Origin of the sequence: Sporosarcina sp. SG10008 (assembly GCF_044569405.1) — a bacterium.
GTDB lineage: Bacteria > Bacillota > Bacilli > Bacillales_A > Planococcaceae > Sporosarcina > Sporosarcina psychrophila.
This window is the reverse complement of record NZ_CP172607.1, coordinates 15,001-35,407: the sequence shown is the minus strand read 5'-3', so window position 1 is coordinate 35,407 and position 20,407 is coordinate 15,001. Positions and strand designations below refer to the sequence as shown.

Annotated in this window: 16 protein-coding genes, 2 rRNA genes and 1 riboswitch (1 of these 19 cut by a window edge); of the genes, 1 reads left to right on the top strand and 17 read right to left on the bottom strand. The window is 44.4% G+C overall.

From position 1 onward, the window contains the following. The first annotated feature begins 206 nt into the window (after window positions 1–206). Window positions 207–899: a class I SAM-dependent methyltransferase gene (locus ACGLYD_RS00145; RefSeq protein ID WP_399630667.1), complete on the top strand. Its 693-nt coding sequence runs from the start codon at window positions 207–209 to the stop codon at window positions 897–899. Window positions 900–1,034: 135 nt separating this feature from the next. Here the strand turns inward: ACGLYD_RS00145 and ACGLYD_RS00140 are convergent, their stop codons facing one another. The 17 genes from ACGLYD_RS00140 to ACGLYD_RS00060 all read right to left on the bottom strand — a co-directional run. Continuing rightward, the gene (locus tag ACGLYD_RS00140; protein ID WP_338653650.1) at window positions 1,035–1,745 is read right to left on the bottom strand and encodes an ABC transporter permease; all 711 of its coding nucleotides are present in this window, start codon (window positions 1,743–1,745) and stop codon (window positions 1,035–1,037) included. After that, window positions 1,742–2,590: an ABC transporter ATP-binding protein gene (locus ACGLYD_RS00135; protein ID WP_338653652.1), complete on the bottom strand. Its 849-nt coding sequence runs from the start codon at window positions 2,588–2,590 to the stop codon at window positions 1,742–1,744. Before ACGLYD_RS00135 ends, ACGLYD_RS00140 begins: the two co-directional genes overlap by 4 nt. 119 nt (window positions 2,591–2,709) lie before the next feature. Beyond that, the gene (locus tag ACGLYD_RS00130; protein WP_338653653.1) at window positions 2,710–3,747 is read right to left on the bottom strand and encodes a LytTR family transcriptional regulator DNA-binding domain-containing protein; all 1,038 of its coding nucleotides are present in this window, start codon (window positions 3,745–3,747) and stop codon (window positions 2,710–2,712) included. A gap of 417 nt (window positions 3,748–4,164) precedes the next feature. Continuing rightward, window positions 4,165–5,424, bottom strand: coding sequence for a phosphoribosylamine--glycine ligase (purD, locus tag ACGLYD_RS00125; RefSeq protein ID WP_399630662.1), 1,260 nt, complete (start codon window positions 5,422–5,424; stop codon window positions 4,165–4,167). A gap of 13 nt (window positions 5,425–5,437) precedes the next feature. Next, window positions 5,438–6,973: a bifunctional phosphoribosylaminoimidazolecarboxamide formyltransferase/IMP cyclohydrolase gene (gene purH, locus ACGLYD_RS00120; RefSeq protein WP_399630659.1), complete on the bottom strand. Its 1,536-nt coding sequence runs from the start codon at window positions 6,971–6,973 to the stop codon at window positions 5,438–5,440. 103 nt (window positions 6,974–7,076) lie between these two features. After that, a complete protein-coding gene (gene purN / locus ACGLYD_RS00115; RefSeq protein ID WP_399630656.1) occupies window positions 7,077–7,649 on the bottom strand; it encodes a phosphoribosylglycinamide formyltransferase in 573 nt (190 codons plus the stop codon). Beyond that, window positions 7,646–8,704, bottom strand: a complete 1,059-nt coding sequence (gene purM, locus ACGLYD_RS00110; RefSeq protein ID WP_399630654.1) for a phosphoribosylformylglycinamidine cyclo-ligase — start codon at window positions 8,702–8,704, stop codon at window positions 7,646–7,648. The genes purN and purM overlap by 4 nt, the downstream gene beginning before the upstream one ends. Window positions 8,705–8,719: 15 nt before the next feature. Then, window positions 8,720–10,141 (bottom strand): amidophosphoribosyltransferase, encoded by a 1,422-nt coding sequence (gene purF, locus ACGLYD_RS00105; RefSeq protein WP_067205586.1) that lies wholly within the window; start codon window positions 10,139–10,141, stop codon window positions 8,720–8,722. Beyond that, complete coding sequence (purL, locus tag ACGLYD_RS00100) at window positions 10,117–12,336, bottom strand: phosphoribosylformylglycinamidine synthase subunit PurL (protein WP_338653659.1); 2,220 nt, start codon at window positions 12,334–12,336, stop codon at window positions 10,117–10,119. Before purL ends, purF begins: the two co-directional genes overlap by 25 nt. Then, on the bottom strand, window positions 12,320–13,006 hold the full coding sequence (gene purQ / locus ACGLYD_RS00095; protein WP_067205581.1) for a phosphoribosylformylglycinamidine synthase subunit PurQ: 687 nt from the start codon (window positions 13,004–13,006) through the stop codon (window positions 12,320–12,322). The genes purL and purQ overlap by 17 nt, the downstream gene beginning before the upstream one ends. After that, window positions 13,003–13,257 carry a phosphoribosylformylglycinamidine synthase subunit PurS gene (purS, locus tag ACGLYD_RS00090; protein ID WP_399630650.1) on the bottom strand — a complete coding sequence of 85 codons (255 nt, stop codon included), beginning with the start codon at window positions 13,255–13,257 and terminating at the stop codon, window positions 13,003–13,005. Before purS ends, purQ begins: the two co-directional genes overlap by 4 nt. A gap of 183 nt (window positions 13,258–13,440) precedes the next feature. Then, entirely contained in the window at window positions 13,441–14,562 is a 1,122-nt protein-coding gene (purK, locus tag ACGLYD_RS00085; RefSeq protein WP_399630648.1) for a 5-(carboxyamino)imidazole ribonucleotide synthase, read from the bottom strand. Further along, window positions 14,559–15,047 (bottom strand): 5-(carboxyamino)imidazole ribonucleotide mutase, encoded by a 489-nt coding sequence (gene purE / locus ACGLYD_RS00080; RefSeq protein ID WP_067205573.1) that lies wholly within the window; start codon window positions 15,045–15,047, stop codon window positions 14,559–14,561. Before purE ends, purK begins: the two co-directional genes overlap by 4 nt. 257 nt (window positions 15,048–15,304) lie before the next feature. Further along, window positions 15,305–15,404: riboswitch (purine riboswitch) on the bottom strand. A 76-nt stretch (window positions 15,405–15,480) separates the two neighbouring features. Then, window positions 15,481–15,681 (bottom strand): NETI motif-containing protein, encoded by a 201-nt coding sequence (locus ACGLYD_RS00075; RefSeq protein ID WP_399630644.1) that lies wholly within the window; start codon window positions 15,679–15,681, stop codon window positions 15,481–15,483. Continuing rightward, complete coding sequence (locus ACGLYD_RS00070; RefSeq protein WP_156476136.1) at window positions 15,678–16,199, bottom strand: DUF2179 domain-containing protein; 522 nt, start codon at window positions 16,197–16,199, stop codon at window positions 15,678–15,680. The genes ACGLYD_RS00075 and ACGLYD_RS00070 overlap by 4 nt, the downstream gene beginning before the upstream one ends. Before the next feature lie 1,461 nt (window positions 16,200–17,660). Further along, a 5S ribosomal RNA gene (gene rrf / locus ACGLYD_RS00065) occupies window positions 17,661–17,776 on the bottom strand. Between the two features lie 81 nt (window positions 17,777–17,857). Further along, window positions 17,858–20,407: ribosomal RNA gene (locus ACGLYD_RS00060) — 23S ribosomal RNA — on the bottom strand (it continues 382 nt past the right edge of the window).

Genomic DNA, 20,407 nt, shown 5'->3' with positions numbered 1-20,407 from the left:
TTGTTTATTTTACGATTAGTGTTGTTTACTTCCCGAGATACGTTGCATAATTCTTGATACGTTGCATACTTTCTCAACTTTGTTGTTTAGTTTACGCGGCGCGTTGTTCACTTTCAGAGATACGTTGCGAACCTTTCCCTCAGTAAAAGGGTTCCGACACCTTTTGACGAAATAGTATAGTATTACAATCGATTGGATTTGATAAAATGACCGACAAGATGGAGTTTGATAAAGAGATGGCCGCAGAATATGACAGAGGAGTGCGCCGAACGTTGCCTACCTACGATTCGATGTTCAAACTTGTACAGGCTTATCTTCGAGCAAACATAACACAACAAGAAAGTGTATTGATAATTGGGGCGGGTGGCGGCAATGAACTTGCTACGTTAGGACCAACTAATCCCGAGTGGACATTTACAGCAGTAGATCCTGCACCACCAATGCTTGACTTCGCGCGAATGAAAGCAATTGACTTGAAGATAGATGACCGCGTGGAATTCATCGAAGGAACTGTCAATGATGTAACAGACGAGAAACTGTTCGGGGCTGCAACCTGTATGCTCGTCCTCCATTTCATTGAAGATATCGATGAAAAAAAGATCCTACTGAAAAAGATCCGACATCATCTTTCGCCTGGTGCTCCATTCGTTATGGCATCCATGTACGGGAACCCGAGCGACCCCGCATTTAATGAGCTATTCGCTCTATGGAAAGCGTACTGGTTGGATTCAACAAATTTAACTGAAGCAGAGGTAAATGAAATGGAGAAAACAGTAAGGAAGCTTTCCTTTATTCCTGAAGAGGAGATTGTACTTTTGCTAAGGGAAGCTGGATTTGGGAACATCGCTAAGTTCTTCACGACGAATATGTTTGGTGGGTGGATTTGTAAGGCGGAGTAGATGGTCAATAAAAACTCCATTGAATCCGCTGTGGCGCTTGGGGATGCCTCCCACGATAAGCCTGATAGAAAATCACTATCAGTCTTATCGCTTCGGCTACCCCAGTAAGGCGCCTTCGCTGGAGAGTGGATAGGATCAATCTATTCTTTTTTTCTTGAACACAATAATTGTTAAAACAAAAATACCGATAATCCAAAGTGCAATGATGCCAAAATTCAACCAAACTCCGCCAAATCCAATTCCACTTTCAACCTTGACTGCAATGTCCGTAAGTTGTGCATTCGGCGTATAACCCATCGCTTTCAATATAGGGTATTTGTCTGCAAACATCGTAGCCATTGATCCAAATCCGAATACAAGCATAAAGGGCAGAATAATCACAGAAGCTTCCATAACTGATTTAGCAAGTAGGCCGAGAAGTGTCCCCAAACCGATGAAAAACAAACTGGTTAATAGGATTGCACTTGCTATGATGACTACATTATCCGATTTATAGCCGGACAGCATAGCCCCAATTATTATAATCATCATCGTCGCTATCAAGCTTAACAAACTTTTCCCACTGAGTATTTCCAATGTCGAAGCAGGTGACAACATTAACCCGCGCAGCGTATTCTTCTCTTTCTCTTCAGCTATTAAACAACACTGAACAAACGCCCCAACAATGACCATTGAGAAATTGATGATCATATAATGTGCAACAATCGAAATATCATCACTCATCTCGCCCAAAAAAAATGCTAGAACAAGCGGTATAGGCACCGTAACCGAAACAGATGAATTTCTTGAAATATCCTTGAAGTCTTTCTGAAAGATAGCATTTACGCGTTTCATTGAAAAAGTCATGATAATTTCCTCCCTGTCACTTCGACAAAAATATCGCCTAACGTCGGTTCATTTGAATGAATGGCGACCACTTGATTTGACGACATATAGTCGAACATCTTTTGGGCATCCTCAGCTGTACTCTTCAACACGACTTTTTCATTGTTTTTCAACTCTACAGTCATCATGGCATCTGAATAGCGCTTTCTTAACGCCCCTGGCTCATCCATTAGTCTGATCTGTCCTTTGTTTAGAAATGCGACTCGATTACAGAGCAATTCCGCTTCGTTCATATCATGAGTGGTAAGGAAAATTGTTGTCCCGCGGGCTTGCAATTCCCGTAGTCCTTCATGAATATGTTGCGAATTCATTGGATCCAGCGCAGACGTCGGTTCATCAAGAAATAGTAGCTCAGGTTCGTGTAAAAGTGTTCGGGCAAGTATCACACGCTGAAGCATCCCTTTCGACAACTTCGAAACAACTTTTTTCTTTTCTTCTGTTAGATTAACAAGCACTAACACCTCCGCAATTCGTTGTTCCGGTACTTCATACAGCACGCAATAAAGCTTCAAGTTATCGTAAATGGATAACCGACTATACAATCCACTGTTGTCCGTCAGTACTCCGATTTTCTTTCTCGATTCACCTTTTTTCATCCCTGAAACCGGTTCTCCAAAGACGGTCGCTTTTCCACTCGTCTGGTTTAATTGACCCGTCAATATTTTAATCGTTGTCGTTTTCCCCGAACCACTCGGACCGAGAAATCCAAAAATCTCTCCCTTTTTAACGTGGAAATTGACGTCTTCAAGTGCCGTCTGATTCGCGAACACTTTCTCCAACGATTGAACTTCGATGATGTTTTCCATTGTTCTCCCCCTGAAATGTACAAGTCGTTGTTTTGTTGTTGCACCTTCAGATTAAGTCGTTTTCAACGCAAAGACAGCATATTTCCATTGAAAAGAGCTTTTTTGGGGGTGAATGGAGCTTATTTCAGGCCCAACATCACTTTCAATTCAGCCATTTTTGTTTTTGACAGTGGGATATTCGACTTTTTTTCATCATCTAGAATGAGACTGTAACTGTTCCGTGTCCATGTAATTACCTCGCGAACTTTTTGAAGGTTTACGATATAGGATCGATGGCAACGGAAAAATCCGAAATGCTGCAATCGTTCTTCAAGCTCATTCATCGTGAACATCGTTGGAAATGCTTCCCCGTTAATATGGAGTGAAGACTGTCCATCGTTACTTTCAATATAATCAATTTCAGGTGGATCAAAGAGAACAATTTTCTCATTTACCTTCGTAGGTATTTTTTCAAATCGGACTGGTTGTATTTCTGTTTTATCTATTTCAGCGCTCGCTTCCAAAATTGAAGGAATGTCCTCTTCAAGTTCCCTAGCTATTTGAATTTCATGCAAACCGTTTTCATCCAACTTAAAAACCTTATCCGCTAAATTGACTGCGCTCTCCATATTCCCCGTTAATATTAGTACACTTTTCCCTTTATCACGTAGCTCTTCCAGCATAATAATTAATACGCGCTGTGTTTCGATATCGATGTTTTGGTCGGGTTCTTCAAATATGAACTGCTCAGGATTTTGAATGAGGAGCTTCGCAAATTGGATCCGTCTTTGCTCCGAGTAAGATAATTTCTTTATCCTTACATTTCGCTTCTCTTCAAGGTGAACTTTTCGTAAAATCGTTGCAGTAGATATATCTGCGCTATAAAGTTTACGGTAAAAATTGATCTGTTCAGCAACCGTTAAACGCTCATATAGCCCTTCATTCAGAAATGAAAAACCGATGTCTGAAAGAGTCACCTTTGAAATCTCGACATCATTTATGTATATTTCGCCGTTTAAAATGGGTATCTCCTTTGTAAGCATCTGTAAAAGCGTGTTACGTACATTAAGACTGGAGTAAATTGCCGTTACTTGATTGCTACCACTATGTAAGTTAAATTCGGGAAAAATGAGTGAATCATTTAATCTTTTCTCCACGCCAGTAAATTGCAAACCCATTGTCTCTTCACCTTTCTGGAAAGCATCACCTTAAGTATAAATAATTTGGTAAATTTTGCAACTATATATTCAGCACTACTTATTTGGAATTAACTAAGTGCTATACTTCACCCGTATAACGAACAAATCTAGCGAAGAAGCGACACTAATGAAAGGCAGCCATTGCCGCGTCCTGCGGCAATGGCTGCACACCCGCATCCTGCAGGCGCCGGATCAATAAGACTGACAGTGTTCTTCTGGCGGGCTTATTGTGTAAGGCCATCACCAAGCGACTAAGCGATACAGGAAGAACATTCCATTCGTTAAGTGCTGACTATATACGTATTCTACCGATCCTCCTTTTCTTTATTATCGGATTGGATGTTTCGTAAACGTGAAAAGACCACTAACTCATTACTAAGTTAGTGGTCTTTTCATTTATTCAAACGTACGCCAGCCAATGTCCTGCCTGTAGAAGAATCCGTTCCATTCTAATTGAGACAAGCCTTTATAAACCTCAACCTGCGCTTCTTTCAATGAATCTGCTTTCGCTGTAATGAGGAGTACACGTCCCCCATTACCAACAAACCCTTCGCCATTTGATTTTGTGCCTGCATGGAAGACTTCTAAGTCACGTGCTGACAAAACGTCAAGATCAGGTAATACCGCCCCTTTTACTACATCTCCTGGATATCTATCTGCCGCAATGACAACGCCTAACATCGCTTTGTCATCCCACTTCAAGTCATACGGTTTACCAGCCATAAGTGCAGCCATGAATTCACCAAAGTCAGACGCCATTCGTGGAAGGACGACCTGCGTTTCAGGATCGCCGAAACGAGCGTTGAACTCAATCACTTTCGGGCCCTTGTCAGTCAAAATGAGACCGGCATATAAAATACCAGTAAACGGAGTCCCTTCTGCAGCCATTGCTTCAACAGTCGGAACGACGACTTTATCGTATGCTTCTTTCACAACTGCGTCCGAAATTTGCGGAACGGGTGAATAAGCGCCCATACCACCCGTATTCGGTCCTCTATCACCGTCATAAGCACGCTTATGATCCTGCGCGACAACCATCGGGTAAATCTGACCGTCATGAACAAACGACATGTAAGAGAACTCTTCGCCGTCCAAAAACTCTTCGATAACAACACGTGATGAAGATTCGCCGAATTTCTGGTTGCCAATCATATCGTCGACTGCTTCAAGCGCATCCTCCAGCGTCATCGCAACGATAACACCTTTCCCAGCTGCAAGTCCGTCTGCTTTAACGACAATTGGGGCACCATTTTCTCGGATAAACGCTTTTGCTTCTTCTGCATCGGTAAATGTTCCATACGCAGCCGTTGGAATAGCATACTTTGTCATCAGCTCTTTAGCGAATGACTTACTTCCTTCGATCAACGCCGCCGCTTTCGTCGGACCGAACGCTGTTAATCCACGTTCAGTAAAGTAATCAACAATTCCTTCCCCAAGCGGTTGTTCAGGGCCGACAAATGTCAGGTCTACTTGGTTCTTTTGTGCGAATGAAGCAAGTGCCTCAAAATCCAACGCATCGATTTGCACACATTCAGCATCATTTTTCATGCCATCATTGCCGGGTGCGACAAAAACTTTATTGACTGAAGGGGAGACATTGAACTGTCTGGCAATCGCATGCTCGCGGCCACCGCTCCCGATAACGAGTATATTCAATGCAATCTACTCCTTAATGTTTGAAATGACGAACGCCTGTAAACACCATCGTAATACCGTATTCATTAGCTTTCTTAATCGAATCTTCATCTTTCACTGATCCGCCTGGTTGAATAATTGCCGTAATACCCGCTTTCGCTGCAGCTTCGACTGTATCGTCCATTGGGAAGAATGCATCAGATGCAAGCGCTGCACCTTTAGCGCGTTCGCCTGCTTGTGTTAGCGCGATATTCGCTGCTCCAACACGGTTCATCTGTCCTGCACCAACGCCGAGTGTCATATTGTCATCAGTCACGACAATTGCATTGGACTTCACATGTTTAACAACAGCCCAACCAAGTTTCATCGCTTCCCATTCAGCTTCAGTTGGCTGGCGGTCAGTCGCAACGCGAATGTTTGCATCCGCAAATCCGTATGCATCCGGCTCTTGCATAAGCAATCCACCTTCAACAGAAACTGTATTCCATTTGTCTTTTTTGTTTTGATCAAACGAAATTGTCATCAAGCGAATATTTTTCTTCTTCGTCAAGATTTCAACTGCTTCTTCTGTGAATGCAGGTGCGATGATAATTTCTAGGAAGATACCCGATAACTTTTCAGCAGTTGCAGCATCAACTTCACGGTTCAATGCAATTATACCGCCAAAGATAGACGTCGAGTCTGCTTCATATGCTTTATTGAACGCTTCGAAAATTGTTTTGCCTGTTCCAACACCACATGGATTCATATGTTTTACCGCTACTGCAGCTGCTTTATCAAATTCTTTAATGATTTGGATAGCCGCATTGGCATCTTGGATATTGTTATACGAAAGTTCTTTGCCATGTAATTGTTTCGCGTACGCAATTGAGAAATCAGAACCAAGTGGACGGCTGTAGAAAGCTGCTTTTTGGTGTGGATTTTCTCCATAACGAAGCGGTTGTTTTAATTCATATGTATACGTAACCTGCTCAGGGAATTCTTCGCCTGTAAGGTCAGTCAAGAAACCGGCAATAAGTGCATCGTATGCTGCTGTATGACGGAAAACTTTTGCTGCAAGACGTCTGCGCGTTTCAAGTGTCGTTTTGCCATCTGCTTTGATCTCGGTAAGCACTTGATCGTAATCTGTTGCATCTACGATAACTGTGACGTATGCATGGTTTTTCGCTGAAGCACGAAGCATCGCTGGTCCACCAATATCGATATTTTCAATTGCATCATCATTGGTTACGTCCGGCTTTGAAATCGTTTCTTTAAACGGATACAAGTTAACACAAACAACATCAATCGGCTGGATGCCATGCTCTTCCATTTGTAAGATATGAGAGGGATTGTCTTGTTTCGCAAGAAGTCCTCCGTGAATCATTGGGTTGAGCGTTTTAACGCGGCCTTCCATAATTTCAGGGAATCCGGTTACTGCATCGACTGCTGTTACTGCGACGCCATTGTCTGCAAGATGTTTCATTGTACCGCCTGTTGATAACAGTTCATAACCGAGACTTTCCAATTCTTTTGCAAATTCCAAAATACCGTTTTTGTCTGACACGCTAAGCAATGCACGTTTTTTCACGAATAAAACCCTCCAATTAGTATGTTAGGATAGCAGTCTAAAATCGCGACTTCCTGTCGCAACGACTGCATGACCTGCTTTCTGCCGGCCCAAGCCTTGATCATTACCGGCTAAAAAGTTCGTTTAACGTATCTTTATATAAACCGTGTTCAACAGCATGAATCGCTTCGGCTGTTTTATCTTCATCTCCACTGACAACATCGACTGCACACTGTGCAAGAATTTGTCCTGTATCCATTCCTTCATCCACAAGATGAACGGTAACACCCGTTACCTTCACGCCATGCGCAACCGCTTGTGCAATCGCATCTTTTCCAGGAAACGAAGGCAGTAGTGAAGGATGAATATTGACTATGCGAGAAGGATAAGCCATCAATAGGACCGGCCCAACAAGACGCATATAACCTGCAAGAACTAGCCATTCCGCCCCGGATTCTCGAAGTGCATGAAGAATTGCTTCTTCGTACGCATCTTTCGTTTCGAACTCTTTTGGACGTATTGCTGCAACTGGAATACTCACTTTGTCAGCACGTTCAACAACAAATGCTTCCGGCTTATTTGTCACCATCAGGACGATTTCAGCATTCAATTCACCTGCGCTACATGCTTGTTCAATTGCTGCAAAATTACTGCCGCTCCCAGAAGCGAAAACGGCAATCTTCACTTTTCGATTCATTCGGCAAGACTTCCGTCATGTGTACCTGTAAATGTGACGCCTTCGCCTTCAATTACACGTCCGATAATGAATGCTTCTTCGCCATGCTCAGCTGCAATTTTAAGGGCAGCATTCGCTTGTTCTTCAGGAAGTGCGACAACAAAACCGATACCCATATTGAATACGCTGTATAGATCTTTATCCAACAGTTCGCCTTTTTCTTTCAGCATTTTGAATACTGGAAGTACTGGCCATGAACCAAGGTCAATTTCCGCTCCGAATCCATCTACCAACATACGCGGTAAGTTTTCGTAGAAGCCGCCGCCCGTAATATGGCCCATTGAATGGACGTCGAGTTCGTTATGCATTTGAAGAACAGGTTTCGCATAAATTTTCGTCGGTGTAAGAAGTGCGTTTCCAACTGTTCCAAGATCTTCGTATCCAGCAATCAAACCGTCAATTTCACAGCCCTGATCTTCAATTACAATTTTACGGACGAGTGAATAACCGTTCGAATGAATACCGCTTGAAGCGATACCGACAAGAACGTCTCCAGCAACAACTTTTTCACCCGTGACAACTTTACTCTTTTCACATGCTCCAACTGCAAATCCTGCAAGGTCATACTCATCGACTTCGTAAAGTCCTGGCATCTCAGCCGTTTCTCCACCAATTAATGCTGCACCAGATTGAACACAACCATCTGCGATTCCTTTAACAATCGCTTCTACCTTTTCAGGAACGGCTTTGCCAAGCGCGATGTAATCAAGGAAGTAAAGAGGTTCTGCGCCCTGCGCCACAATATCGTTAACACACATAGCGACACAGTCAATACCAATCGTGTCATGCTTATCTGCCATGAACGCCAGTTTCAACTTTGTACCAACACCGTCTGTACCGGAAATAAGTACCGGTTCTTTGTAGTTAAGTGCGGATAGATCGAACATGCCACCAAAACCGCCGAACGTTCCTGTAACACCTTTACGCGCAGTTCGCGCAACATGTGACTTCATCCGTTCAACTGACTCGTAACCAGCTTCGATATTTACACCTGCGTTTTCATAAGCCTTCGACATGTAAAAGTCCCCCTATCAAACAATTTCTTTCTTATGTGGCAACACTGTATCTGAATAGATTTCTGTAGGATATTCTCCTGTAAAGCATGCAAGGCATTGTCCACAGTTCTTTGTTTTATCGGGACGTCCAATGGCTTCGACCATTCCCTCAGCAGACAGAAACGTCAGTGAATCTGCACCGATAAGTTCTCGGATTTCATCAACCGTCCTATTTGTTGCTATCAATTCTGAATCCGTACTGATATCTACACCATAAAAACACGGACTGACAAGCGGTGGAGACGCAATCACAACGTGAACTTCTGTCGCACCGGCTTCTTTCAACAGATTGACAATCCTTTTAGACGTGGTGCCGCGAACAATCGAATCATCCACCATGACGACTCTTTTACCGTTCACAACTTGACGCACTGGAGAAAGTTTCATCTTCACGCCTCTTTCACGCATCTCCTGTGTTGGTTGAATGAAAGTTCGCCCGACATAACGACTTTTGATCAGTCCTAACTCATATGGAATTCCACTTTCCTCAGAAAACCCAATAGCGGCTGAAATACTTGAATCCGGTACACCTGTGACGACGTCTGCTTCGATATGCACTTCACGTGCAAGTCGTTTGCCGCAACGCTTCCGTGCTGAATGAATATTAATACCATCAATATCCGAATCAGGGCGTGCGAAATAGACATATTCCATCGAGCACATAGCCGAGTCCGCAGCTTTCGCAAAACGGTCCGACTGAAGACCTTTATCATTAATAATGATGAGTTCTCCCGGCTCTACCGAACGAACCCATTCTGCGCCAATAAGATCGAACGCACATGTCTCAGATGCTACGACCCAAGCATCTCCCAGTTTCCCAAGGGATAATGGACGCAAACCATTCGGATCCTGCGCAACCATTAATCCGTCATCCGTCAAGATGACAAACGCAAAAGCACCTTTTAACATCGACAATGCTTTTTTTACACGATCACGCTGTGTTAAAGAACCGCTACTTTTCTTAATTAAATGCGCTAGCACTTCTGTATCAGAATTCGTTTGAAAAATACTACCTTGACGTTCAAGATGCTCGCGTAGTTCGACCGCATTCACAATGTTGCCATTGTGAGCGACCGAAAGACTTCCAGTTGTTGAACGGAAAACGAGCGGCTGAACATTTTCGATTCCGCGACCGTTCTCTGTAGAATAACGCACTTGCCCAATTGCTGAATTTCCTTTTAAATCATTGATCTCATTACCAGAAAACACTTCATTGACAAGACCTTCGCCTTTAATCACATGAAACTTTTTGCCTTCCTTCGTAACGATACCGGCTCCTTCTTGTCCCCGGTGTTGTAACGCGTGCAGACCATAATAACTGATCTGCGCCGCGTCTTCATGACCCCAAATGCCAAACACACCGCACTCTTCGTTTAAGCCTCTGAGTTCAGCAAGCATTGGATAGCCCCTTTCCAAGCAGAACGGAGTTCATCCACCGTCCCGTCGATTAACGTACCATCTTCACCGTTAATAACGATACGGTTACTATCCGTAACTACACCGATCTTAATCGCATCTGCTACAGCTTTTTCGAAATCTGCTGCTTTTTCTTCTTTTACAGTCACAAGGAAACGTGATTGTGTTTCACTGAATAATGCTGTTACTGCAGATCCTGAAACTGTAACGCCTGCTCCAAGACCTTCCGTACCGAATGCTTTTTCACAAAGCGCTACTGCAAATCCGCCTTCTGATAAATCTGTTGCTGATTGAACAAGTCCCGCTTGGATCGCTGTCAAAAGTTCTTTCTGGCGTGCTGCTTCAACTTCAAGGTCAATTGCCGGAGCTTGGCCGAAAATTTTCCCTTCCGTCATTTGTTGCAATTCACTACCGCCGAAATCAAGTGATGCTTCACCGATGACATAAATGACATCGCCTGCATTTTTGAATTCAGTAGTCGTTACTTGTGATAAATCATGAACAAGGCCGACCATACCAATCGTTGGTGTCGGATAGATTGGAACACCATTCACTTCATTAGATAAGGAAACGTTCCCGCTTATTACAGGAGCATTCAACTTGCGGCATGCATCAGAAATTCCGTCAGCTGATTTCTCAAGCTGCCAAAATACTTCCGGCTTGTCCGCACTACCAAAGTTTAAGCAATCTGTAATTGCAATTGGTTCCGCGCCTGAACAAATGAGATTACGTGCTGCTTCAGCAACGGCAATTTTCCCGCCTGTTTCTGGGTCAAGATAGACGAAACGTGAGTTACAATCGGATGTCATCGCAAGTCCTTTATTCGTTCCAGTGACACGAATGACACCCGCAGATGAACCTGGTGCAACGACCGTATTTGACCTAGCTTGTGTATCGAACTGATTATAGACCCATTCTTTCGATGCAATCGTTGGACGTTGCAAGAGGTCTTTAAGTGTTTCATTCAAATCTGTCACGACAGGTTCTGTCATTTCCATCGCTTGGAATTCTCTGAAATAAGCAGGTTCCTCGGATTTCTTATGGTAAACCGGTGCGTCTTCAGCAAGTGCATCAGCTGATACTTCAGCGACAACTTCACCTTTATGAAGCAGGCGCAGCATTTTATCATCTGTTACTTTACCAATCGTTACCGCTTCGACATTATATTTCGCAAATAAATCCGTTACTTCCTGTTCACGGCCTTTTTTCACGACGATTAGCATACGTTCTTGAGATTCTGACAACATCATTTCATATGCTGTCATTCCTTCTTCACGTTGTGGTACTAGGTCAAGGTTTAACTCAACACCATACCCTGCTTTTGATGCCATTTCAGCCGCAGAAGAAGTAAGTCCTGCTGCCCCCATATCTTGAATCCCAATTAACGCATCTGATTTTACAAGCTCAAGGCATGCTTCCATCACAAGTTTTTCAAGGAACGGGTCACCAGCTTGCATCACTGGAAGTTCTCCATCTTTTACTTCGGATGAAGACATCGTCGCACCGTGAATCCCGTCACGTCCTGTTGTAGCACCGGCATACATCACACTATTACCGATACCGGAAGCGATCCCTTTTTGAATGTCTTCATGATTTAACAAACCAACAGCCATCGCATTGACGAGTGGACGTTTAGAATAACAATTATCGAACTGAACTTCGCCAGCAATAGTAGGTATACCAATCGCATTTCCGTAACTTGCAATCCCTGCAACCGCTTCTTCGAATAAATAACGGTCACGTTCGTCTGTTAGATCGCCGAAACGAAGTGAGTTTACAAGTGCTACAGGGCGGGCACCCATTGAAAATACGTCACGCAGAACCCCACCAGCACCAGTTGCTGCCCCGATGAACGGTTCAATCGCAGAAGGAGAGTTATGGGATTCCATTTTGAAAACAGCTGCTTGATTGTCGCCAATGTCGACGATTCCTGCTCCTTCTCCTGGTCCTTGAAGAACACGTGGCCCATCAGTTGGGAATTTACGCAGTACTGGTTTCGAGCTCTTATATGAGCAGTGTTCAGACCACAATGCAGAGAATAAACCCGTTTCCGTATAGTTTGGAAGGCGTCCTAACATCTCTGTTGCACGTTCGAATTCCTCATCTGTCATTCCCATTTGGCGGTATAATTGTTCATCTTTAATTTGTTGTGCGTTCGGTTCATGCTTGGCTGACATTATTTTCACTCCACCTTTTCAAGATTGAATTGAATAGAGGCAATCCATCTGTTCCTCCGATGATTTCCTCAACTGCACGTTCAGGAAGGGGCATCATACCGAGCACATTGCCTTTTTCGTTTAAAACACCCGCGATGTCCGCTGTGCTGCCATCTGCATTACCGTCCGCATATGTAAATACGATACGGTTAGTACTTTTCAATTCTGCTACTGTTTTTTCATCAACATAATAGTTGCCGAATTCATGAGCAAACGGAATTGTGATTTCTTGCCCGTTGTCGTAATCTGCCGTAAATATAGAATCTGTATTCAAGACAGTCAAGTTCGTTTTGCCAGACCTGAATTTCAGTCCTTTATTGCGCAAGAAAGCGCCTGGTAAAAGGCCTGCTTCAGCGAGAATTTGGAACCCGTTACCCACACCAAGAACAGGTTTCCCTGTTGCAGCAAATGCTTTCAAGCTCTCGATTGCTGGTGAGCTTTGCGCTAGTGCACCCGCACGCAGATAATCCCCGTACGATGCTCCACTCGGAATAAGTACTGCGTCATAACCGTCAAGATTCGCTTCTGTATGCCAGATGTATTCTGCTTTATTGCCCAGAACGGTATTTACCGCATGATACATGTCGATGTCGCAACCCGATCCTGGGAAAACAAGTATAGCGAACTTCATTTGCCCGCGACCTCCCCGATTTCATATCGGTAGTCCTCAATAACTTTATTGACTAAAAGCTTTTCGCACATTTCTTTGATACGTGCATCGATATTTGTAACTGATTCGTCTAATTCTAGCTCAATCAATTTCCCAATGCGTACGTTTTCGACCTCTTTATAACCCATCGTTTGAAGCGCTTCTTTAGTTGCTACCCCTTGTGGATCAACAACACTTTCACGGAGTGTTACGTATACGTTTACTTTCGTCATGTCTTTTTTCCTCCCAAATGGAATTAGATTAAGTTTCTTTTTGAAACTTTGAAATGTTGAAAAGCTGCCGTCAATTATTCAGTCAAGACGGAGCTGCTTGAAATTCGTATAACACTTATTTTGTTCTAACCGTACAGCGTCCATTTCTGGACTGGGGTATCGCTTTATCATAAGTATCCCCCTCTATTCAGACCAAATTCCCGTTGAATTAATGTCTTCCAATGTCTTTTCAATGTTGTCCGTCATGATTGTGACATGTCCCATTTTTCGCTTTAATTTCGCTTCGGCTTTGCCATATAGATGGATTGACCAATCTGGATAATCCGTAACAATCTTCGTCAGTGGTGCTACATGTTCGCCGAGCACATTCACCATAATCGAAGATTGCCATAATATCGGCTTGCGAAGTGGCCAGCCACAAATAGCACGGATATGCTGATGGAACTGCGAAATGTTACACGCCTCAATTGAATAATGACCCGAGTTATGTGGACGTGGTGCTAATTCATTAATAATAATTTCATCATTTTCTAAGACGAACATTTCAACCGCCAATGTTCCGACAAGATTGAGATGATCTGCGATTTTCTTCGCTGCATCTTCGGCTTGGGCTAAGACTTTTTCATTGACCCGTGCTGGAACGATTGATTCATGCAGTATATGGTGTTTATGAATATTTTCAGCAACTGGAAGACAGTAAGATTGTCCTTTATCATTCCGTTGAATGATCACTGATATTTCTTTTGTAAACGGAACGAACGCTTCTGCAATACATGCCGAATGAACAAAGAGTGATTCCGCTTCGTGAAGATCACTTTCAGAGTCGATTTTCACTTGCCCTTTGCCGTCATAACCACCGAATGCAGTCTTGACGATACAAGGGTAGCCGACTTCTCCAATTTTCAATGTTAGCTCTTCAAACGTCTGTGCCGCTACATAGTTTGCAACAGGTGCACCCGATGCTGTAATTTCTGCTTTTTCATTGATACGATTCTGTGTGATCCGGACAAGTTCTGCGCCCTGCGGTACGTGTGCGATTTGAGTGAGCCTTTTCAATCCCTCATAATCAATGTTTTCGAATTCATATGTGATGACGTCACTCACTTCACCTAGTTCCTCGAGTGCAATCTCATCGTTGTAAGGTGCAACAATCCGTATATCAGCAATTTGACCACACGGTGAATCCATAACAGGATCTAGCACCGCGATTTTGAATCCCGCTTCCTTCGCGGCAAGCCCCATCATCCGACCAAGCTGTCCCCCACCAATGATCCCTATCATTTGTCCAGGTAAAATTGTTTTCATAGTAAGTCACCGCTACTTTCTAGTGCCGCATCACGCATGTTATTACGGCGCTCTTCAATACGTTTCATTAGAGCTTTGTCATGGACACCTAACATCTGTGCTGCAAGAAGACCTGCGTTCACTGCGCCTGCTTTCCCAATCGCCATAGTCGCCACTGGAACACCTCCAGGCATTTGAACAATGGATAATAAGGAATCCATTCCATTCAACGCTTTTGACTGAACAGGTATGCCAATAACGGGTAGCAATGTTTTTGCTGCAACCATCCCTGGGAGGTGTGCAGCTCCCCCAGCTCCTGCAATAATGACTTCTAAACCTTTATCTTGCGCTTGTTCTGCATATTCAAACATGAAATCAGGTGTACGGTGTGCTGAGACGACTTTCTTCTCGTAAGGGACTTCTAGTTCGTCCAAAATGTCACACGTATGCTTCATTGTTTCCCAATCACTTTTACTTCCCATAATGACACCGATTTTCGGTTCCACTTATAATCCGCTCCTTTTAAGAAAAGCGTTAGGTGCCGCTACAAATGAATGTTGCCTAAGTTTGCCACTTTTTGTGGCAACAGGCCGTCTTATGACCCGAGCGTCTGGCACCTGAAGCCTAGCCAACATTTCCTAAACTAAAAAGTCCTCGAACAAACCACTCTTCATATGCATGAAAAGCAGATCATTCGAGGACGTTGAAATATGCGTTAAGATGATTGCACCCATAGGTACCCACACACCTTTCGCTACAATTCCTGAAAGTCGCTTTCCCGCATAGTCCGGACATTACGGTGTCCTGGTAGAAACACTGCGGCCAATTCCACAGCATATATGGGGATTCTATTTACTCTCTATATTTTAACAAGACCGCGAGCATTCGTCAATAGAAAAGGCGAACAATTACATATCGCCATCCCATAACGTTCGCCTTTTAGGCGTTTTCATCTTCTCTTAGTACACCTTTGAACTTGATAACTTGCCGTACTGGAATAAATTCTCCATTCACCTCAGTAAACAGCGGCTCTTCCTTTCGTCCCGCAACTGCATAACCTTCTGCAGTCATTCTCTTCAAACAGTCCTCAATAGTCTCTTCTGCTTCCACATCAAACCATATAGTCTTCTTTTTACTCACTTGAACAACTTCCCTTTCCTCACACTCTTAACCCAGAAACCGCCATGTATCATTTTCGCCTCGTATGCAATAATAAATGCTTTTGGGTCTATTTCTTTAATAGTAACGTAAAGTTTCAATTCATATTTACGCGGAGTAAGAATCTGCATAGCAGACCGATCCCCATCAAGACCATTCGCTGACCAATCTGTGACTCCGTAACCTTTTTCCCGCAGTATACTCGGTAATTTCAAGTTCTTCTCTGACGTAATTACATTTACTGTAATATAGCCAAGTGCCATCTTCTCTTCAATCTTCGACCCAATAATAACTCCACAACCATAACCGATTGCATAGGCTACTAAGTTCTGTATTTCATTCAGGTTATCAAGCACTAAACCAAGGCCGATAACATAGATAACGATTTCTACTACACTAAGTCCGGCAGCGATGTATCTATAGCCTTTTAACGTTAGAATCATGCGCACTGTAAAAAATGTAACATACACGATATTAATCGCGAATATAATGAGCACCATTTGCAAAATAACCACCCCTTTCAATATTGCTTGACCCTTATCGTATCGCTGTTAGGCTATGATTTCAAGCTATTAAGAATAGACGGACAAGTAGCTCGGATCCGAAGATGAATTTAGGTATTCTAATCGCCACTTCCATAATCTAACGCCAATTCTTATGTCGCTAATTGTTCAATCATAATGGCTAAAATTATAGGCGAGCGAGCGTATAAGGAGCACGACCGATCATATCAATACCTAAACAATCATAACCGCTGCACGACCGATCATATCAACACGTAAACCGATCATAACCATTGCACAACCGATCATATCAACACCTAAACAATCATAACCACTGCACAACCGATCATATCAACACCTAAACAATCATAACCAATGCACGACCGATCATATCAACACCTAAACAATCATAACCGCTGCACAGCCGATCATATCAATACCTAAACAATCATAACCAATGCACAACCGATCATTTCAACACCTAAACAATCATAACCGCTGCACGACCGATCATATCAATACCTAAACAATCATAACCAATGCACAACCGATCATTTCAACACGTAAACCGATCATATATATAACACACTTACATTAAGACCTGTACATTTACGGAATTTCGTTATTATATAAATTGAAGTAAATAAACCCTTCAATATCGCATTTTGTATGCCCAACCCCATTAATCTAACTGCTTCACCTATCCTATAGTCATTTGGCTCCGTCTTTCCCAGTAAGAAGCTAGCGCTCTGTTTTCATAACATATTCAATAATTTAACTTAGATAGCATTTCTCCATAAGTACGAGATTTCATTATTTCCCGGACGACAAAAAGGCCATTACCTATTGGCAATGACCTTACTACCGGCGACGTCCTACTCCTCACAGGAAAGAGCTCCGAACCACCATCAGCATGCGAACTTATTATCCCTATGCCTAGTAATGTAGACACGGAAGGGGAAAGGCGACGTTTTTCTAATTGAGACCACCCTTTTTTCGAAAGACAAGAAATTATAAACTTTTTCACCTAGAGTAGTGTCTATACTCCAGCGCCTAGCTCCCGATCCTACACAACGGGGGGCATGCAGAGCTGTTGCGACATTGTGTCACCTGTGTCGCGCTGATCCTAAGCTGCCTTCCTCTATCGCTTGTCGTCCTTTTCGGCTCCACCAAGGCGCTTGAGTTTTTTATGTATACGATTATCCTTACTTTTTTTTGTATAAGTACAAATTAACCTATGTAAGTTAAAATTAAGAATCCCTTTGAATTCCTTATTGCGCTAGGGATATCTCGCTCCCTAAGCCTAGTTAGTGCTCCATTACTCTCAGAGCTTCGGATGCCTCTTTAAATGCGCATTCTCTAGGTTCCTATAGTTACTCATTTATTTAATATATATATCTAAAAAAATTTCTAAAAATAAACACAAAAAAAGCCATTACCTATTGGCAATGACCTTGCGCCCGGCGGCGTCCTACTCTCGCAGGGGGAAACCCCCAACTACCATCGGCGCTGAAGAGCTTAACTTCCGTGTTCGGGATGGGAACGGGTGTGACCTCTTCGCAATCGTCACCAGACTCTTTGAGCTTGTTCGCTCAAAACTGAATAAAACAGACATTGTGCTACACAGAATCAGGGTAATCAAGCCCTTTTCAAAATTGGTTAAGTCCTCGATCGATTAGTATCCGTCAGCTCCACACGTCGCCGTGCTTCCACCCCAGACCTATCAACCTCATCTTCTTTGAGGGATCTTACTTACTTGCGTAATGGGAAATCTCATCTCGAGGGGGGCTTCATGCTTAGATGCTTTCAGCATTTATCCCGTCCATACATAGCTACCCAGCGATGCCTTTGGCAAGACAACTGGTACACCAGAGGTATGTCCATCCCGGTCCTCTCGTACTAAGGACAGCTCCTCTCAAATTTCCTGCGCCCGCGACGGATAGGGACCGAACTGTCTCACGACGTTCTGAACCCAGCTCGCGTACCGCTTTAATGGGCGAACAGCCCAACCCTTGGGACCGACTACAGCCCCAGGATGCGATGAGCCGACATCGAGGTGCCAAACCTCCCCGTCGATGTGGACTCTTGGGGGAGATAAGCCTGTTATCCCCGGGGTAGCTTTTATCCGTTGAGCGATGGCCCTTCCATGCGGAACCACCGGATCACTAAGCCCGTCTTTCGACCCTGCTCGACTTGTAGGTCTCGCAGTCAAGCTCCCTTATGCCTTTGCACTCTACGAATGATGTCCAACCATTCTGAGGGAACCTTTGGGCGCCTCCGTTACTCTTTAGGAGGCGACCGCCCCAGTCAAACTGCCCGCCTGACACTGTCTCCTGCCCCGATAAGGGGCATGGGTTAGAAGTCCAATACAGCCAGGGTAGTATCCCACCAACGCCTCATCCGAAGCTAGCGCTCCGGAATCCAAGGCTCCTACCTATCCTGTACAGGCTGCACCGGAATTCAATATCAGGTTACAGTAAAGCTCCACGGGGTCTTTCCGTCCTGTCGCGGGTAACCTGCATCTTCACAGGTATTATAATTTCACCGAGTCTCTCGTTGAGACAGTGCCCAGATCGTTACGCCTTTCGTGCGGGTCGGAACTTACCCGACAAGGAATTTCGCTACCTTAGGACCGTTATAGTTACGGCCGCCGTTTACTGGGGCTTCAATTCGAAGCTTCGCTTGCGCTGACCTCTCCTCTTAACCTTCCAGCACCGGGCAGGCGTCAGCCCCTATACTTCACCTTGCGGTTTTGCAGAGACCTGTGTTTTTGCTAAACAGTCGCCTGGGCCTATTCACTGCGGCTCTCTCGGGCTTTAACACCCTACCAGAGCACCCCTTCTCCCGAAGTTACGGGGTCATTTTGCCGAGTTCCTTAACGAGAGTTCTCTCGATCACCTTAGGATTCTCTCCTCGCCTACCTGTGTCGGTTTGCGGTACAGGCACCTCCCGCCTCGCTAGAGGCTTTTCTTGGCAGCGTGAAATCAGGGACTCAGGGATAAATCCCCTTGCTGTAACAGCTCAATGTTATAGGAACGGGATTTGCCTCATTCCACACCTCACTGCTTAGACGCGCATAACCAACAGCGCGCTCACCCTATCCTACTGCGTCACCCCATTGCTCAAACGGCGGGGAGGTGGTACAGGAATATCAACCTGTTGTCCATCGTCTACGCCTTTCGGCCTCAACTTAGGTCCTGACTAACCCTGAGCGGACGAGCCTTCCTCAGGAAACCTTGGGCATTCGGTGGAAGGGATTCTCACCCTTCTTTCGCTACTCATACCGGCATTCTCACTTCCAAGCGCTCCACCAGTCCTTACGGTCTAGCTTCGACGCCCTTGGAACGCTCTCCTACCACTGACATCTAAGATGTCAATCCACAGTTTCGGTGATTCGTTTAGCCCCGGTACATTTTCGGCGCAGCGCCACTCGACCAGTGAGCTATTACGCACTCTTTAAATGATGGCTGCTTCTAAGCCAACATCCTGGTTGTCTGGGCAACGCCACATCCTTTTCCACTTAACGAATACTTGGGGACCTTAACTGGTGGTCTGGGCTGTTTCCCTCTCGACTACGGATCTTATCACCCGCAGTCTGACTCCCAAACATAAATCATCGGCATTCGGAGTTTGTCTGAATTCGGTAACCCGGGATGGGCCCCTAGTCCAAACAGTGCTCTACCTCCGAGATTCTTAAGTTTGAGGCTAGCCCTAAAGCTATTTCGGAGAGAACCAGCTATCTCCAGGTTCGATTGGAATTTCACCGCTACCCACACCTCATCCCCGCACTTTTCAACGTACGTGGGTTCGGGCCTCCAGTAAGTGTTACCTTACCTTCACCCTGGACATGGGTAGATCACCTGGTTTCGGGTCTACGACCCCATACTCTATCGCCCTATTCAGACTCGCTTTCGCTGCGGCTCCGCATTCACTGCTTAACCTTGCATGGAATCGTAACTCGCCGGTTCATTCTACAAAAGGCACGCCATCACCCATTAACGGGCTCTGACAACTTGTAGGCACATGGTTTCAGGATCTATTTCACTCCCCTTCCGGGGTGCTTTTCACCTTTCCCTCACGGTACTGGTTCACTATCGGTCACTAGGGAGTATTTAGCCTTGGGAGATGGTCCTCCCGGATTCCGACGGAATTTCACGTGTTCCGCCGTACTCAGGATACACTCTGGAGAGAATGGACTTTCAACT

Bases quoted from the DNA above. Each gene is read 5' to 3' on its own strand.
- purN (WP_399630656.1), bottom strand. From the start codon at position 7,649: ATGAATCGAAAAGTGAAGATTGCCGTTTTCGCTTCTGGGAGCGGCAGT.
- purF (WP_067205586.1), bottom strand. From the start codon at position 10,141: ATGCTTGCTGAACTCAGAGGCTTAAACGAAGAGTGCGGTGTGTTTGGC.
- ACGLYD_RS00140 (WP_338653650.1), bottom strand. From the start codon at position 1,745: ATGACTTTTTCAATGAAACGCGTAAATGCTATCTTTCAGAAAGACTTC.
- purS (WP_399630650.1), bottom strand. From the start codon at position 13,257: ATGACGAAAGTAAACGTATACGTAACACTCCGTGAAAGTGTTGTTGAT.
- ACGLYD_RS00130 (WP_338653653.1), bottom strand. From the start codon at position 3,747: ATGGGTTTGCAATTTACTGGCGTGGAGAAAAGATTAAATGATTCACTC.
- purM (WP_399630654.1), bottom strand. From the start codon at position 8,704: ATGTCGAAGGCTTATGAAAACGCAGGTGTAAATATCGAAGCTGGTTAC.
- purQ (WP_067205581.1), bottom strand. From the start codon at position 13,006: ATGAAGTTCGCTATACTTGTTTTCCCAGGATCGGGTTGCGACATCGAC.
- ACGLYD_RS00135 (WP_338653652.1), bottom strand. From the start codon at position 2,590: ATGGAAAACATCATCGAAGTTCAATCGTTGGAGAAAGTGTTCGCGAAT.
- ACGLYD_RS00070 (WP_156476136.1), bottom strand. From the start codon at position 16,199: ATGGTGCTCATTATATTCGCGATTAATATCGTGTATGTTACATTTTTT.
- ACGLYD_RS00145 (WP_399630667.1), top strand. From the start codon at position 207: ATGACCGACAAGATGGAGTTTGATAAAGAGATGGCCGCAGAATATGAC.
- purL (WP_338653659.1), bottom strand. From the start codon at position 12,336: ATGTCAGCCAAGCATGAACCGAACGCACAACAAATTAAAGATGAACAA.
- purK (WP_399630648.1), bottom strand. From the start codon at position 14,562: ATGAAAACAATTTTACCTGGACAAATGATAGGGATCATTGGTGGGGGA.